This window comes from Nocardia vulneris (assembly GCF_001613425.1).
In the GTDB taxonomy this organism is placed as follows: Bacteria; Actinomycetota; Actinomycetes; order Mycobacteriales; family Mycobacteriaceae; genus Nocardia; species Nocardia vulneris.
The window spans coordinates 97,547-112,642 of the sequence record NZ_BDCI01000036.1 but is presented as its reverse complement, the minus strand read 5'-3'; the positions used below and the strand labels follow the sequence as shown (position 1 = coordinate 112,642).

Here is a 15,096-nt window from a genome sequence, read left to right as displayed (position 1 = left end):
CGCGGGCGCCGGTTCCGAGATACCGTCGTGTCATGGCTCTACCCGATCGTCCGGTTCCCGCGCCCGGCTGCGCGGGCATCGTGCTCGCCGCGGGGGCCGGAACGCGCTACGGCAAGCCGAAAGCGCTGGCCGAGGGTGGTGCCTGGCTGCGCGGCGCGGTGGCCGCGCTCCGCGACGGCGGCTGCGATCCGGTGATCGTCGTCCTCGGCGCCACCGGTCCCGATCCGGCGGCCGTGCACCTGCCCGCCGAGGTCGTCACCGTCTGGGCGGCGGACTGGGCCACCGGACTCGGCGCCTCGGTCCGGGCCGGCCTGATCGCCGCCGCGCGCACCCCGGCGCGCTACGCCGCGATCATGCCCGTGGATACCCCCGATGTCGGTGCGGCGGTGATCGCCCGGGTGACCGCCGCGGCCTTCGCGGCGCCGAGCGGCCTCGCCCGAGCTGTGTTCCACAACACACCGGGGCATCCCGTTGTGCTCGCACACAACCACTGGACCTCGATATGTCAGGAGGCCGTAGGAGATTCGGGCGCGCGCACCTATTTGGCGGGCCGGGCAGATATGGTGTGCGTCACGTGCGACGATTTGGCGACGGGCGTCGATCATGACTACCCGGCCTCGTCCGCACGGTGATCGGAGCGAGCTCATGCGGGACATCGTCGATGACCTACTGCGGGTGTGGCATTCCGGGCGGACCGGAGGACTGGCCACCATCGTGCGCACGATGGGTTCTGCCCCGTTGCCGATCGGCTCGGCGATGCTGGTCGATCCGGAGGGCGGCGTCTACGGCGCGGTGACCGACGGCGGTCTGGAGGAGATCGCCTACGAGGCGGTATTACAGGCGGCGCGCACCGGCCGGCGCGCGATGCACCGCTACGGCGTGGCTACCGGCATCGCGGGCGGTGCGGACCGCGACGGCATGATGGACGTGTTCACCGAACCGTTCTCGCGCAGGGACTTTCCGGAGTTCCCGCTCGTCGCCGCCGAGATCCGGGCGCACCGGCGGATCACCGTCTTCACCGTGGTGTGGAACTCCGACGCCGATCTCATCGGGCAGCATCTGGTCACCGACAAACGACACAACACCGAACTGCTCGCGCTGCCGGATTCGGACGTGTTCGTCTCCTCGTTCGCACCGCCGCCGCGCCTGATCATCTTCGGCGCCAACTCTTTTGCCGCGGCGCTGACCGTGCAGGCCAAGTTCCTCGGCTACCGCGTCACCATCTGCGATTCCCGGGAGACCTTCGCCCAGCCGGAGAAGTTCCCCGGCGCCGAGGTGGTCGTGGACTGGCCGCACCGGTACCTGAACACGCTCGCGGCGGCGGGCGAAATCGACGGTGACACAGGCATTGTCGTCACCTCGCACGATCCGAAGTTCGAGATCCCGCTGCTGACCGTCGCGCTGCGACTACCCCAGCTCGGCTATCTGGGCGCGATGGGTTCGCGCACCGTGCACACGCGACGCATGGAAGACCTGCGGGCGGGCGGCTTCGACGAAGCAACGCTCGCCCGTCTGCATTCTCCGGCCGGACTCGACGTCGGGGCGCGCACCGCGCCCGAGATCGCCGTCGCCATCGCCGCCGAACTGCTCGCCGCCAGAACCGAACAGACGGGGCGGCATTCTCTGCACACCCCTAGCCAGTCCCCACCGCTGAAAACTGCGGTGGGGCTGGGTAGTTAGCCCGGGCCACTCAGCCTTTCAGGCCGGGATTCTCCGCGAAGACCTCCCGCAGCACGGACAGATCGAACAGCTGGTCGGCCTTGATATCGAGGTCGGCGAGCCGCAGCGCGGCGATGTTCTGCTCGATCAACTTGTCGGTCATGCTCAACAGCCCGTTGGCCGCCGTGTCGGGCGAGACGATCAGATCGTTCTGTGCCACCGCCTCTTTCGTCTGCTCGTCGAGGTCGAGCTTCTGGTCCTTGCCGTACACCTCGACCGCGAGCCGGGCCGATTCGGCCGGGTTCGCCACCGCGTCCTGCCAGCCCTTGATCTCGGCGATCAGGAAGGCCTTGAGCTTGTCGCGCTCCTTGTCGATGGTCGCCTGCTTGACCGTGAGCGTCTCGGCCACCAGCGGCAGGTTGTAGTCGGCGAACAAAAAGTGCGTGTTCGCGAATCCCTTGGCGGTCAACGTGATCGGCTCATTGGTCACGTAGCTGACCCAGCCGTCGACCTCACCGTTGGCCAGCGGCGTCGGATCGAACTGCGCGGGCACGATGGTGACATCGCCGGGCTTCAGTCCGTTGGCGGTCAGCAGCGCGTGGAAGATCAGCTGGTTGGTGTCCTGCACGCCGATCTTGCGGCCCTTCATGTCCGCGGGCGTCTTGATCGGCTTGGCCGCCGAGCTCACGATCGCGAAGGGGTTCTTCTGGTAGGTGGTCGCGATGATCTTCGCGGGCAATCCCTCCAGGACCGCCTTGGCGGTGGTCTGCGGCGCGGACAGGCCGAGCCAGATCTTGCCGGTGTCGAGTCCGGCCTCGACCGAGGTGCTCGCCGCGCCGCCGGCGATCAGGTTGACCGAACCGAAGCCCGCCTCCTTGAAATAGCCCTTCGAATCGGCGAAGTATTCACCGGCGAACTCGATGTTCTTCAGCCAGGACAGCTGCACCGCCACCGTGCCGTACTTGGAGCCGTCCGGGGTGGAACCGCCCGACGAGTCGGCGGCATTGTCGCCACAGGCGGTGAGCAGGCCCGCGCCGCCGAGTGCGGCGCCGGCCAGCGCGGAGTAGCGGAGCAGAGACCGTCGATTCAGTGCCGGCCCGAACGAGGAACGCTGTGCGGGTGTCATGCGGTGAATCTAGGTCGATCGCGTTTCATTTTCTTTGCTTTGACGTTCCGGGCACGGAATTTCGGGAATTTTGTCTCGTTCAGCGAACCGGTCGTTCAGGATCGTCCCGCGTCGGCGCCGAAGCGGGCGAGCACGAGATTCTCGATCACACCGACGATGGCATACAGCACCACCGAGACGATCGTGACGATCACGATCGAGGCCCACAGCTGGTTGTATTGGAAGGTCGGAATGGCCCGAATCAGGCTGGCGCCCAACCCTGTTCCGCTGCCGAGCCACTCGCCGAGCAGCGCGCCGATCAGTGCGCCCGGCACCGAGATGCGGGCCGCGGCGAACACCGAGGGCAGCGCGGCGGGCACCGCGACCAGCCGCAGACCGGTCCACTTGGACCCGCCGTAGGCGGCGACCAGATCCAGTGCTTGGCGCGGGGCGTTGCGCAACCCCGCCATGATCATCACCAGCGCCGGGAAGAACACCACGATGGCGGTGAGCACGGTGACCCCGCCGAGCCCGCGCCCGAACACCAGCACGATGATCGGCGCGAGCACCACCAGCGGTACCGAGCGCAGGATCATCGCCACCGGCAGGAAGGTCTGCTCCACCGCCGCGAACGACACGAACAGCGCGGCCACCACCACCGCGGCCAGCATGCCGAAGCCGAACCCGATCGCCGCGTCGCGCAGCGTGATCTGCAGGTCGTCCAGGATCGTCGCGCGGGCGCTGCTCGCGCCCGGCGAGGTCACCAGATAGCGCCAGATGTCTTCGGGCGACTTCCCCACGCGCGGGCCGACCTGCGGGAACGCCTTCAGGAAGACGTACCAGATGAGCAGCATCAGGATCAACGAGGTGACCAGCGGGAACAGGAACCGCCCGAGCCGCAGCAGTACTTTCATCGCGCCTCCTGCGCAGTCCACGGGGCGACCAGCCGCGCGCCGAGCGCGACCACCGCGTAGCCGAGCCCGGCCAGCGCGGCCGCGGCCAGCGCCATGCCCCAGGTGCGCGGCACGTTGTAGGCGGTCTGCGCGGCGGTCAGCGCGACGCCGATGCCGCTGTCGACACCGCCGAGATACTCGCCGATGATCGCGCCGAGCACCGCCGAGGGCGCGGCGATCTTCAACGCCGCGAAGGTATTCGGCAGCGCCGAGATCAACTGCACGCGATACAGCTGCTGCCAGCGGCCACCGCCGTACGCGCGCACCAGATCCAAGCTGGTCCGATCGGCGGAACGCAGACCGGTCACGGTGCCGACCATGGTGGTGAAGAAGCAGTACATCGCCGCGAGGAACACCGTCGGCGTGCGCCCGCCGAACACCACCAGGATGATCGGGCCCAGCGCGAGCAGCGGGGTGCAGTAGCTCAGGATCGCCAGCTGGGTGGCCAGCGATTCGATCTGCGGGATCAGCATGATCAGGATGGCCAGCACGATGGCGAGCCCGTTGCCCCACACGAAACCCTGCAACGCGCCGAGCGCGGTAATCCGGAAGTTGGGTCCGTACAGTCCCCAGCCGTCGGTGTACATGGTGTGCACCACCGTCCACGGACTCGGCACCGTGCCACCGGCGACGCCGAGCGCCGCGAGCAGCCACCACACACCGATCAGCCCGACGACGCCGAGCAGGCCACCGATCCGTTTCATGTCCGCCCTCCCCGCGCTCGCCCGGTGTTCACGCGCCACCGCCGGTGCTCGCGGCGCCGGCCGCGCTGCCGAGCGCCCCGCCCGTCCCGGACTTGCCGAACAGCAACTCGGACAGGTAGTCGTGCAGCCGGTGGAATTCGGGCGTCCGCATCATCTCGGGGGTGCGCGGGCGCGGCAGATCGATCTCCACCAGTTCCAGCACCCGGCCGGGCCGCGGGCTCATCACGGCGACCACATCGGAGAGGAACACGGCCTCGGCGATGCCGTGCGTGACCATCAGCGTGGTGGCCGGCTTCTCCGTCCAGATCCGCAGCAGTTCCAGGTTGAGCCGCTGCCTGGTCATATCGTCCAGCGCGCCGAACGGCTCGTCCAGCAGCAGCACGGTCGGCTTCACCACCAGCGCGCGGGCGATCGAAACACGTTGGCGCATACCGCCGGACAGCTGCGCGGGCTTGGCCTTCTCGAACCCGTCGAGCCCCACCAGCTGGATCAGGTCGGCGATCAGGCCCGGGTCCGGCTGCAGGCCCGCGACCTGCAGGGGCAGCTTGATATTCGACTCCACCGAACGCCACGGCAGCAGGGCCGAATCCTGGAAGGCGATGCCGAGTTCGTGCCGTCCCACCAGCTCGGCGGGGGTCTGGCCGTCGATCAGCGTCTTGCCCGCGGTCGGCGTCTCCAGGCCGGCCAGGATGCGCAGCACCGTCGACTTGCCGCAGCCCGAGGGGCCGAGCAACGACAGGAAGGTCCCCTGTTCGGTGTGCAGATCCACCGCGTCCAGCGCCTGCACGGTCTTGCGGCCCACCCGGAAGGTCTTGGTCAACCCGCTGATGTGGATACCGGTGCCCCCGGTGGTTTCGTTCGCGGTGGTCATGACCCGGCCCCACCGATATTTCGTGTACTGCGCTCCCTCATGAAGGTCACCCTAGAAGGAGCCCGTTGCACGGACATTGCGAATCGCGACCCCAGATTTCGCAATCGTTACGCGCAGCCGGGGCCGGACCCGAATTTTTCCGGTGCTCGGCCTTCCGACACCCGGCCCTCGAACACCCGGCTATCGAACGCTCAGCTCTCGAAGGTCGTTTCGTCGGCGCTGGTGACCGCCGCGGTACGGCCCGGCGCCCGCTGGTACTGCCAGTACAGATTGGTGTGCGCGATGACCGCTTCGGGTGCGGGCGCGCCCCACTCGCTCTTGTCGAAGGTGGTGTGGCCGTCGCCGACCAGGGTCACGTCGTAGCCGCGGGTGAACGCGCCGTGGATGGTGGAGCGCACGCAGGCGTCGGTCTCCGCGCCGGTCACCACCAGCTTGCCGACCCCGGCCCGCGCCAGCAGCTCGTCCAGTTCGGTCTCCTCGAAGGAGTCACCGAAACGCTTGTGCACCAAGGCTTCCGACTCTTCCCGGACCAGTTCGGGCACGTATTCCCAGGCCTCGGTGCCCGGCACCAGGTCATCGGCGCTGTGCTGGATCCACACGACCGGCACCCCGGCGGCGCGGGCCTTGCCGATTACCGTGGCGATGTTGGCGACGACGGCGTCGCGCCGGTACGCCTCGGCCACCACGCCGTTCTGCACGTCGATCACCAACAGGGCGGTATTCGGCCGATCCGGCAGCACGGTCATCTGGGTCCTCCATGGGTCGAGCAAGTGCGCTGGCAACGACGCTCAGGTTAGCCCGGAGCACCGACAAACCTGGTTCAGTGCCGGGACAACCGCCCGAACACCACACCGGCCCAGCCGAATCCGAACGCGGCCAGTCCCAGGCACCAGGCGACGGCGAGCACCGCGTGGTGCCCGGCGCCGGTGGCGTTCAGCAGCCCGCGCACGGTTTCGAGCACCGGCGTCGCCGGCTGGTACTCGGCGAAACCGCGCAACCAGTGCGGCATCGTCGCGGTCTGCACGAACGCGCTGCTGATGTAGGGGATGAACATGATCGCGTAGGTGAGCCCGCCCGCCGCCTCGGGATTCTTGGCGACCAGCCCGAGCGCCACCGCGATCCAGGAGATCGCCAGCACGAACAGGGTGATCACGCCGAGCGCCGCGAGCCAGCCGCCGAGCCCCGCCTGCGGCCGATAGCCGAGGACGAGCGCCACGACCACCGCGATCGCGATCGCGGCCAGATTCCGGACCACGCTCTCCGCGACATGTCCGGCGAGCACCGCCTGCCGGAACATCGGCAGCGTGCGGAAGCGGTCGATGCTGCCCCGCGTCATATCGGTGGACACGCTCGTCGCCGTGATCGAGGAACCGAATCCGGTGCACAGCAGCATGATTCCCGGCACGACGTAGTCGAGGTAGGGGCCGCCGACATCGATCGCCCCGCCGAACACGTAGGTGAACAGCAGCATGACGAGCACCGGCATGAGCATCGAGATCACCAGCGTGTCCCGGCTGCGCAGGGTGTGCCTGGCACAGCGCCGGAACATGACGACGGTGTCGGCCAGCACGTGTTTCGTCACCGGGCGGCAGCCTCGACCAGGTCCGCGGCGTAGGCGCTCGCTCCCTCGGTACGCAGGGTGCGCGCGAATTCCGCTGCCCGGGAACGACGTTCGGTGGTGAGCAGCGCAGCCACGCCCTGTTCGAGTCGATCCGTGGTGAGCTGGGTGAACTTCAGATGCGCACCGACACCGAGCCGTTCGACCTGGCCGCCCCACATCGGCTGCTCGAACGATACCGAGCACACCAGGGTCGGCAGGCCCGCACGCAAGCTCTCGAACAGCGTTCCGATGCCGCCGTGATGCACGGCCGCGACGCAGTGCGGGAAGACCACGTCGTGCGCGAACGGGCCGACCACCTTCACCTCCGGGCCGGCTTGCGCCGCCGCGACATCGAGGTCGCTCCAGCCCGCGCTCACCAGCGCGCGCACGCTGAGCCGGGCGGCGACCTCGGTGGCCATCGCGAGCACGGCGGCGGTGTCCCGGATCGGCATGCTGCCGAACCCGAAGAACACCGGCGCCTCGCCCGCCTCGATCCAGGACAGGATGCTCGCGTGATCGCCCGCCAGATCACCGACCGCGGCCCTGGTCGCCTCGTCGAGGGTCAGGAAGCCGGTGAACGGCCTGCGCGCGCCCCATTCCTCCGGCAGCCCCGGCACCAGTGCGGGGTCGTAGATCTGGATCTCCGGAACCTGCGCGCGGTCCAGTACCGCGGCCGTACCGGCCCGCGATTTGGGCAGGCCCAGGGTCGTGCGCAGGTCGTTGAGGTAGCGCATGAACACCACCCGCCGCAGATTCTCGGCCAGCGCCCAGGTGGCCCGGTTGACCAATGCGGGCGGATTCCAGTGCGGCGGAAGCGCGCCCGGGAACGGATACACGCTGGTACTGCGGCACGGAAAATAGTGCAGGCTCACCAGCGGCACCCCCATCGCCTCGGCGACCGAACTCGCGCGGTCCTCGGTGACGGTGCTCGCGACGATCAGATCCGCACCCGCGCAGACGTCGATGACCTCCTGGTTCATCTGCTGGGCGTAGCCGGACATCTGCTTGGCCACCAGCTGCATCAGCCGCAGCGTGTTACCCGCGGCCAGCGCCCGCTGGCCCTCGTCCGAGCTGTAGAGCTGCTGCACATCCGGACCGCACGGCACCGCGGCGAGCCCGGCGTCGGTGACGAAGCCGACCAGGTTGGGCGGCGCACCGAGCAGCACGTCGTGGCCGCGCCGGCGCAATTCGAGCCCGAGCGCCACCACCGGCTGGACATCACCACGGGTTCCGGTCAGTGGGATCGCGATTCTCAAGGGCGCTTCTTTCCGCGTGCGATGGGCAGTCGGGAGAACTGTGGGCTCTACAGCAGAGCGTTCGCGTGGGTACCGTGCAATTGTGCACACTGCCGAGCCGACGGACTACCCACCCGAAATGGTGCTACCGCGTTCGCTGGCGGAAGTACCCACCGCACCCGGCCGCCTCCCGCTGGTCGGGCACGGCCTGCGCGCATTGCGCGACGCGCCGGGTTTCGTCACGTCGCTGCCCGCGCTCGGGCCGATCGTGCGCATCTACTTCGGCAACCAGACCGGCTACCTGCTGACCACGCCGGACCTGGTCCGCGAGGCCGGGCTCGGCGACGGCGAACTCAATCGGGAAGACCTGCGCGAGGCGATCAAGGACATCGCGGGCGGCTCGGTGAACGTGCTGCGCGGCGCGGAACACAAGCTGCGCCGCCGCATGATCGCACCCGCACTGCGGCAGAGCAGGCTCGCCGAGTACACGCGGGCGGCCGCCGACATCGCCGAGCGGTGGTCGGCCGGGCTCCCCGCGGGCGGGCGGGTGAACCTGATGAAAGAGGCGCACGGCTTGGTGCTCGACACCGTGTCCTCGACCCTGTTCACCGCCGAATTCAGCGATGCCGCGCGCCGCGAGATCCGGGACAACGTGCCGTGGCTGCTCAGTCAGGTCATCCTGCGCACCGCGCTGCCGCCGCAGCTGCGCCGGCTCCGCCTGCTCGCGAACTGGCGGTGGCGGCGCAAGGCCCGGCACCTGCGGGGCGCGATCGGCGAGGTGGTGGCCGAATACCGCCGCCGCGACGAGGATTTCCACGATGTGGTGTCGGCGCTGATCCGGCACACCGACAGCGAGACCGGCGCGCGACTGTCCGACGAGCACATCATCGACGAGGCCATCCTGATGCTGGCCGGCGGTGTCGGCTCGATGGCGTCGCTCACCGGGTGGCTGTGGCACGAGGTGATGCACCGACCCGAGATCGCCGAGCGCCTGTACGCCGAACTCGACACCGTGGTCGGCGCCGGCCCGGTGCGCGCGGAACATATCAACGCGCTGCCGTACCTGAAACAGGTTGTGGCAGAGGTACTCCGGTTCTGGGGTCCGTGGATCAGCGCGGGCACCGCCGACGGCGACCTCACCATCGGCGGGCTCACCATCCCCGACGGCGCGGCAATCATGTTCAGCCCCTACATGGTTCAGCACGACAGCCGCTATTTCGCCGACCCGGACGCCTTCGACCCCGATCGCTGGTCGCCCGAGCGTGCCGGCGATATCGACAAGAAAGCCAACCTGTCCTTCGGCGTCGGCAGGCGGCGCTGCCTCGGCGACCACTTCGCGTTGCTGGAGATCACCTTGGCCTCGGCGGCGCTGCTCGCCCGCTGGCGGCCCGAACCAGACCCCAAGTACCGGGTGCGCGCGTCGAACAACGATTTCGTGCTCTCCCCGTCGGCGCTCCCGGTCACCCTGCATGCGCGCGGGCCGCGACCATGATTCGAATCCGCGCGAGCCGATATCCGGGCCGTGGATGGGATCGGTCGGCGCGCTGGTTGTACGACAGGTGAACCCGCTCCTCACGTTGCTCGACGCCAAGCTGCACATCGCCGGCTCGGAGATCCTCTGGCGCGAAGTGATCGGCAACGGCTTCGGCCTCGCCTCCGCGATCGGCGGGATGCGTCGGCGGGTATGGGCGTGGCCGATCGGCATCGCGGGCAACACGCTGCTGTTCACCGTGTTCGTCGGTGGGGTCTTCAACACTCCGCAGCACCTGAACATGGCGGGGCAGGCCGGGCGGCAGCTGATGTTCATCGCGGTCAGCGTGTACGGCTGGTGGAGCTGGTATCGGCACGCCAAGATCGAGACCGGGCTGGAGCACCGCGGCGTCGATCCACGCTGGGCGAGCAACCGGGAACGCTTGGTCCTGGTGGTGGCGATGCTCGTCGGCACCGCCGCGTTCGCGCAACTGTTCGCCGCGATCGGCTCCTACGGTCCGTGGGCGGAGGCCTGGATCTTCACCGGGTCGGTGCTGGCCACCTACGGCATGGCCCGCGGTCTCGCCGAGTTCTGGCTGATCTGGATCGCCGTCGACATCGTCGGCATCCCGCTGCTGGTGAAGGCGGGCTACTACCCCTCGGCCACCCTGTACTTCATCTACGCGGGCTTCGTCGCCTGGGGTTTCGTCGTCTGGATGCGCAGCATGCGCCCCACCACCCCGGCCGCCGTACCGGTGCCATCGGCTCAGTTGTAGCAGCCCCGCTCGTCGCCCGGGCCCGGAAGTTCGAGGGCCGACCTGACCAGGCCGTAGATCTCGTAGCGCTGCCGTGCGGCATGGCTGCCGTCCGGCCGAACACACTCGATGCCGCCATTGAGGACCTTGGTGGAGACGCCGAAAGCCGTGCCGTACCCGTCGGCCGTCGTGACCTGCGTCTTCCAGAACCAGAATGCCGTCTGCCAGGCGATGTCCTCGTCTCTGGCCACCGAATCGGCGTCTTCGACCAAACGATTGTCGCCGAAGAGCGCTTTCGAAGCCGCCGAGTACATCGGCGAACCGGTGATCGGCAGATAGCCGCGGGGATAGTAGTACTGCCCCGGCACATCGGTCTCGGGGTTCTTGTAATCGTCGGCGCAATTGTCTGCGACGCAGCGGTATTCGCGCCTGTTGCGTAGCCCGTCCGATTCGAAGATCACCTGCGCCAGAAACTGGGCGAAGGTTTCCCGGCTCGTGATCGCACCGCTGGGCAGGTGCGCGCACATGCTGTTGTATTGCTCCGCCGTCGGCGCCGGATAGTCACCGGCTTTCGTCACCGCCGCCGCGAACTCGTCGCTGGTGACCAGGCACTGCGCCGCGGCCGCCGCGGGTGCCGCCGCAAGCGGCGCGAACGACCCGAGCACGCACACTATGCCGACCAGAATTGCCAACCGCTGCCGCACAGGTCGCCTCCGTCACAAGGATGATCGAGCATTCACCCGTCCCGCTTCGTGATCCTGCCGAACTCTGGGCCCGCTGAGCGTCAGTGACATGGTTGCGAAATCGCATCTGCGCACGCCGATGAATCGGCGCGGCGCCGGTAGGTACTGACGAACCTCTGGAGGTGACGACCGCGCTGCACACCGTTCGGCTCGATCTGGGCGCGTCGATCAGCGAGCCGGGCTCGGGTTGTTCGGGGCGGGTTCGGCTACGGGCGGGCCGGTACCCGGGCGTCGCCGGCGGGGCGCAAGACCGCGGAAAGTCGCTGTAGCGCTGTGGGAATCACCCAGTAGTACACCCAGGTGCCCCGGCGTTCGCAATCGATCAGGCCCGCTGCGCGCAGCACCTTCAAGTGGTGGGAGATGGTGGGCTGGGACAGGTCGAACTGCGGCGTGAGTTCGCAGACGCAGACCTCCTCGCCCGCCCGGGTCGCGATCAGGGAGAGCAGGCGCAGCCGGACCGGGTCGGCCAGCGCTTTGAACGCGCCGGCCAGCTCGCCCGCGGTCTCCTGACTCAGCGGCGAGGTCAGCGCGGCGCAGCAATCGGCGGGGGCGTACACCGGCAGATCCTGTTTCGACACACATCTATATTGACAGATATCTATCCAAGGGCGCAATGTTGTATCGATAGTTATCGATACAACCCGGTCGAAGGCCTGTTCTCGGTCGGGCCCGACCAGTCAGGAAGTGATGTCATGACCGATCAGCGCGAGGAACTCCGGGAGACCGTGCGCGCCCGCTACGCCCAGGCCGCACAGACGGTGACCACCGGCGGGACGGCCGAGGACTGTTGCGGCGCCGACCCGATCGCCGTCGACCAGCACTTCGGTGCGAGCCTGTACGGCGCGACCGACCGGGACCAGCTCCCCGTTCAGGCCGCGGCCGCCTCGCTCGGCTGCGGCAACCCGACCGCGGTCGCCGAACTCCGTGCCGGCGAACGGGTGCTGGATCTGGGTTCCGGCGGCGGCATCGACGTGCTGCTCTCCGCCCGCCGGGTCGGCCCTACCGGCAAGGCCTACGGCCTGGACATGACCGAGGAGATGCTGGCGCTCGCGCTGGCGAACGCCGCGCAGGCCGAAGTGTCGAACGTGGAATTCCTGAAGGGACATATCGAGGCGATCCCCTTGCCCGCCGACAGCATCGACGTGGTGATCTCCAACTGCGTGATCAACCTGTCGGTCGACAAGCCCGCGGTGTTCGCCGAGATGGCGCGGGTGCTCACCGCGGGCGGACGCATCGGCATCGCCGATGTCGTGGCAGCGGACGAGCTGAGCGCCGCGCAGCGGGCCGAACGTGGCGACTATGTCGGCTGCATCGCGGGCGCACTGTCCTTCACCGAATACCGAAACCACTTGGCCGCGGCAGGATTCACCGAGATCGAGCTGACCGCCACCCACGAGGTGGCCGACGGCATGCATTCGGCGATCATCAAGGCCGTCAAGCCGGCGACCGAGCCCGCCGCGGCGTCGTGCTGCGCGTCGACCTGCTGCCAGTGAGCCGCAGTCGCACCCTTTCCAACTTCGCGCACCCGTTTTCGCAGCGTGTTACGGGTGCGGGAAAACAGAAGGGGTGCGGCTGGTTTCAGTCCGCGCCGGCGGCGAGGATGACCGCGAAGGTGTCGGAGATGGTGGCGGTGCGCTCGAAGCGGTAGCCGCGGTCGGCGGCGTGGCCCGCGTAGAGGTGCCAGGCCGACGCGGTGAGCAGCCGGGCGATGGTCTCCTGGTCGGGGCGTTCGGCGGCCGGCGTGCCGATGTACTGGGTGACGATGCCCTCGACCAGCCCGACCACCCCGTACACCACCGGCCGATACTCGGCGACCTCGATGCCGAGCAGCGCGCTGCCCGCGGCGAACTTCTCCCACAGCGTTTCCGCGACCCGGTGCCTGCCGATGGTGAGGCTGGTCTCGCCCGCGGCGTGCCCGTGCACGGAACCGCTCTGGCCGTACTGATACAGCTTCGGATGCGCCGCCGCCCAGTGCACCACGGTCCGCATCGCCTCGAAGATGATCTGCTCGAGCGTCTTGGCCGGGTCGAGCACGAGCACCGCCTCGACCTCGGCCACGTACTTCTCGAGGATGTACTCGCGCACCCGGGAGTCCAGATCGTCCCGGTTGTCGAACTGCCGGTAGACCACCGAGCGGGCCAGCCCGGCGCGCTCGGCGATCTGCTGGATGGAGACCTCGACGTGCGGATCGTTGTCCTCGATCAGCGCCACGGCCGCCTCGAGGATCTGCGCCTGGCGATTCGAGTTGTGCTCCCGCCAGCGCTGTCCGCCCCCGCGCCTGCGATGGGTACGCATGCTGGCGGGCGGTTTCACCAGTCCGACTATACGGCGGTGTCCGCCCGCTCCAGTTCCGGCAGGAACCGCGGACGCATGGGCAGCGGCCCGTCGGGCCCGCCGGTGAACGAGATCTGGCGCCGGATCCGGGTATCCGATACCGCGTCGAACTCCAGGTGCTGGGCGAAGGTGGCGACCACCAGCGCGGCCTCCATATTCGCGAAACCCGAAGCGACACACATCCGTTTGCCCGCGCCGAACGGCATGGTCGCCCGTTTGTGTTCGCGCTCCACGTTTTCCGGCAGGTACCGGCTCGGGTCGAATTCGTCCGGCCGGTCCCACACCCGGGTGCTGTGGTGCGCGCCGTGGATCAGGGTGATCACCGTGGTACCGGGCTTGATCAGGTAGCCGCCGAGCACATCCTGCTCTTTCGCGGTGCGCGCCAGGCCGACGACGGGCGGCAGCAGCCGCATGGTCTCGGCGACGACGGCCTGGGTCCACGGCAGCCGGTCCAGGTCGGCGGCGGTCGCCGGGCGGCCGCCCAGCACCGCGGTGACCTCGTCGCGCAGCCGGGCCCTGGCCTCGGGATGTTCGGACAGCAACTGCCACACCCAGCTCAGGGCGGTCGCGGTGGTCTCCATGCCCGCGCCGATGAACGTCATCAGCTCGTCGTGGATCTCCTGATCGGAATACTTGTAGCCGGTTTCCGGATCGGCGGCGTCGATCAGCGCGGCCAGCAGGTTGTCTTTGCGGTCGATCCGGCCGTTGCGGTGGTCGGCGATCAAACCGTCCACGACCTGCTCGGCGTGGCGCAGATCGCGCATGCTGCGCGGCTCGATCACCCAGCCCGCCGCCCGCATGATGCGCATCGGCAGCCGCGAGTTCCCGGCCTCGTTGCGGTGCCTGCCGTGCCGGTGCAGCCAGGTCCCGACGGAATGGATCGGATAGCTGGCGTTGGTCATGAAGCCGCGGCCGAAGAACCGCAGCAACCGGTACAGCGTGACCTCCGACATCGGCCCGGTGATATCGGTGCCGAACATCGTGCGCGACGTGATATCCAAAGTGAGCCGGTTCATTTCGGCGTTGACGTCGACGATGCCGTCGCCCTGCGCCAGCCCCCGGATCCGGGCCACCGCGTCGGCCGCGGCCTCGACCATCACCGGCGCGAAGCCATCGACGTTGCGCTTGGCGAAGATCGGCTGCACCAGCCGTCGATTCCGTTGCCACAGTGCGTCGTTCAGGTCGGTGACCAGTCCGCGGCCGAACGCCACCGCGAGCATGTCGTAGTCGGGGCTCTTGGTGTAGTTGCTCTGGTTCGACACCAGGACATGGCGAGCCAGTTCCGGGCTGCGCACCACGACGAACTTCTTGAAGGGCACCCGCGCGACGATCACATCGTCTTCGCCCGGAAACGCGGTCACGTAGTCGAGCACCGTATGGTCGCGCACCCGCGGCAGGATGCCCAGCGACAGCTTGATCGACTCGCGCCAGCCGATCCGCGTGCGGTGCCACCGGATGAAGGTCGGCGCCCAGCGTGGCGGGTGCAACGTCTTGTCTGCGACGGAATCGACGGTCTCGACATCGGCCATAGCGGGCTCCCTGCCACTCACATGGGACGTGCTGTCCCACTCACAGTAGTGAGACACAGCGACCCAGTCAACGGGCATCGGCCACAATCGCACACCGCGCTCCCGGGCAGACGAACAGCCCGGCACGAAGGGCGCACC

The 15,096-nt window shown here is 68.5% G+C and carries 16 protein-coding genes; 5 read left to right on the top strand and 11 right to left on the bottom strand.

Translation table 11 applies throughout. The annotated features are described in order from the left end of the window. Nucleotides 1-32: 32 nt before the first annotated feature. Nucleotides 33-632 carry a nucleotidyltransferase family protein gene (locus tag NVU01S_RS32395; RefSeq protein ID WP_052280456.1) on the top strand — a complete coding sequence of 200 codons (600 nt, stop codon included), beginning with the start codon at nucleotides 33-35 and terminating at the stop codon, nucleotides 630-632. A gap of 13 nt (nucleotides 633-645) precedes the next feature. Beyond that, nucleotides 646-1,680 carry an XdhC family protein gene (locus NVU01S_RS32390; protein ID WP_043668396.1) on the top strand — a complete coding sequence of 345 codons (1,035 nt, stop codon included), beginning with the start codon at nucleotides 646-648 and terminating at the stop codon, nucleotides 1,678-1,680. Between the two features lie 10 nt (nucleotides 1,681-1,690). Here the strand turns inward: NVU01S_RS32390 and NVU01S_RS32385 are convergent, their stop codons facing one another. From NVU01S_RS32385 to NVU01S_RS32355, 7 genes are all read right to left on the bottom strand, one after another. Further along, entirely contained in the window at nucleotides 1,691-2,785 is a 1,095-nt protein-coding gene (locus tag NVU01S_RS32385; protein ID WP_043668393.1) for an ABC transporter substrate-binding protein, read from the bottom strand. Between the two features lie 95 nt (nucleotides 2,786-2,880). Beyond that, nucleotides 2,881-3,678: an ABC transporter permease gene (locus tag NVU01S_RS32380; protein ID WP_042255800.1), complete on the bottom strand. Its 798-nt coding sequence runs from the start codon at nucleotides 3,676-3,678 to the stop codon at nucleotides 2,881-2,883. Next, complete coding sequence (locus NVU01S_RS32375) at nucleotides 3,675-4,421, bottom strand: ABC transporter permease (RefSeq protein ID WP_043668390.1); 747 nt, start codon at nucleotides 4,419-4,421, stop codon at nucleotides 3,675-3,677. The genes NVU01S_RS32380 and NVU01S_RS32375 overlap by 4 nt, the downstream gene beginning before the upstream one ends. Before the next feature lie 28 nt (nucleotides 4,422-4,449). After that, nucleotides 4,450-5,292 (bottom strand): ABC transporter ATP-binding protein, encoded by an 843-nt coding sequence (locus tag NVU01S_RS32370; RefSeq protein WP_014988649.1) that lies wholly within the window; start codon nucleotides 5,290-5,292, stop codon nucleotides 4,450-4,452. Nucleotides 5,293-5,483: 191 nt separating this feature from the next. After that, entirely contained in the window at nucleotides 5,484-6,038 is a 555-nt protein-coding gene (locus NVU01S_RS32365) for a cysteine hydrolase family protein (protein ID WP_043668387.1), read from the bottom strand. 74 nt (nucleotides 6,039-6,112) lie between these two features. After that, nucleotides 6,113-6,874, bottom strand: coding sequence for an ABC transporter permease (locus tag NVU01S_RS32360; RefSeq protein ID WP_043668384.1), 762 nt, complete (start codon nucleotides 6,872-6,874; stop codon nucleotides 6,113-6,115). Beyond that, nucleotides 6,871-8,148 (bottom strand): glycosyltransferase, encoded by a 1,278-nt coding sequence (locus tag NVU01S_RS32355; RefSeq protein ID WP_043668382.1) that lies wholly within the window; start codon nucleotides 8,146-8,148, stop codon nucleotides 6,871-6,873. Before NVU01S_RS32355 ends, NVU01S_RS32360 begins: the two co-directional genes overlap by 4 nt. Before the next feature lie 82 nt (nucleotides 8,149-8,230). Here NVU01S_RS32355 and NVU01S_RS32350 point away from each other — a divergent pair, with 82 nt between their 5' ends. Then, on the top strand, nucleotides 8,231-9,619 hold the full coding sequence (locus tag NVU01S_RS32350; RefSeq protein ID WP_156161521.1) for a cytochrome P450: 1,389 nt from the start codon (nucleotides 8,231-8,233) through the stop codon (nucleotides 9,617-9,619). A gap of 67 nt (nucleotides 9,620-9,686) precedes the next feature. Beyond that, nucleotides 9,687-10,373, top strand: coding sequence for a nicotinamide riboside transporter PnuC (gene pnuC / locus NVU01S_RS32345; RefSeq protein WP_043668566.1), 687 nt, complete (start codon nucleotides 9,687-9,689; stop codon nucleotides 10,371-10,373). Here pnuC and NVU01S_RS32340 read toward each other — a convergent pair. Then, nucleotides 10,364-11,056 (bottom strand): chitinase, encoded by a 693-nt coding sequence (locus tag NVU01S_RS32340; RefSeq protein WP_052280453.1) that lies wholly within the window; start codon nucleotides 11,054-11,056, stop codon nucleotides 10,364-10,366. The two genes, pnuC and NVU01S_RS32340, sit on opposite strands and share 10 nt — an antisense overlap. 245 nt (nucleotides 11,057-11,301) lie before the next feature. Next, nucleotides 11,302-11,673 carry an ArsR/SmtB family transcription factor gene (locus tag NVU01S_RS32335; RefSeq protein ID WP_043668379.1) on the bottom strand — a complete coding sequence of 124 codons (372 nt, stop codon included), beginning with the start codon at nucleotides 11,671-11,673 and terminating at the stop codon, nucleotides 11,302-11,304. 114 nt (nucleotides 11,674-11,787) lie between these two features. Here NVU01S_RS32335 and arsM point away from each other — a divergent pair, with 114 nt between their 5' ends. Then, the gene (arsM, locus tag NVU01S_RS32330; RefSeq protein ID WP_043668376.1) at nucleotides 11,788-12,588 is read left to right on the top strand and encodes an arsenite methyltransferase; all 801 of its coding nucleotides are present in this window, start codon (nucleotides 11,788-11,790) and stop codon (nucleotides 12,586-12,588) included. An 85-nt stretch (nucleotides 12,589-12,673) separates the two neighbouring features. On the opposite strand, the gene NVU01S_RS32325 is transcribed toward arsM, so the two are convergent. Both NVU01S_RS32325 and NVU01S_RS32320 read right to left on the bottom strand, forming a co-directional pair. After that, a complete protein-coding gene (locus NVU01S_RS32325) occupies nucleotides 12,674-13,408 on the bottom strand; it encodes a TetR/AcrR family transcriptional regulator (RefSeq protein WP_052280452.1) in 735 nt (244 codons plus the stop codon). Nucleotides 13,409-13,416: 8 nt separating this feature from the next. Beyond that, nucleotides 13,417-14,958, bottom strand: coding sequence for a cytochrome P450 (locus NVU01S_RS32320; RefSeq protein ID WP_043668373.1), 1,542 nt, complete (start codon nucleotides 14,956-14,958; stop codon nucleotides 13,417-13,419). Between the last annotated feature and the right edge of the window lie 138 nt (nucleotides 14,959-15,096).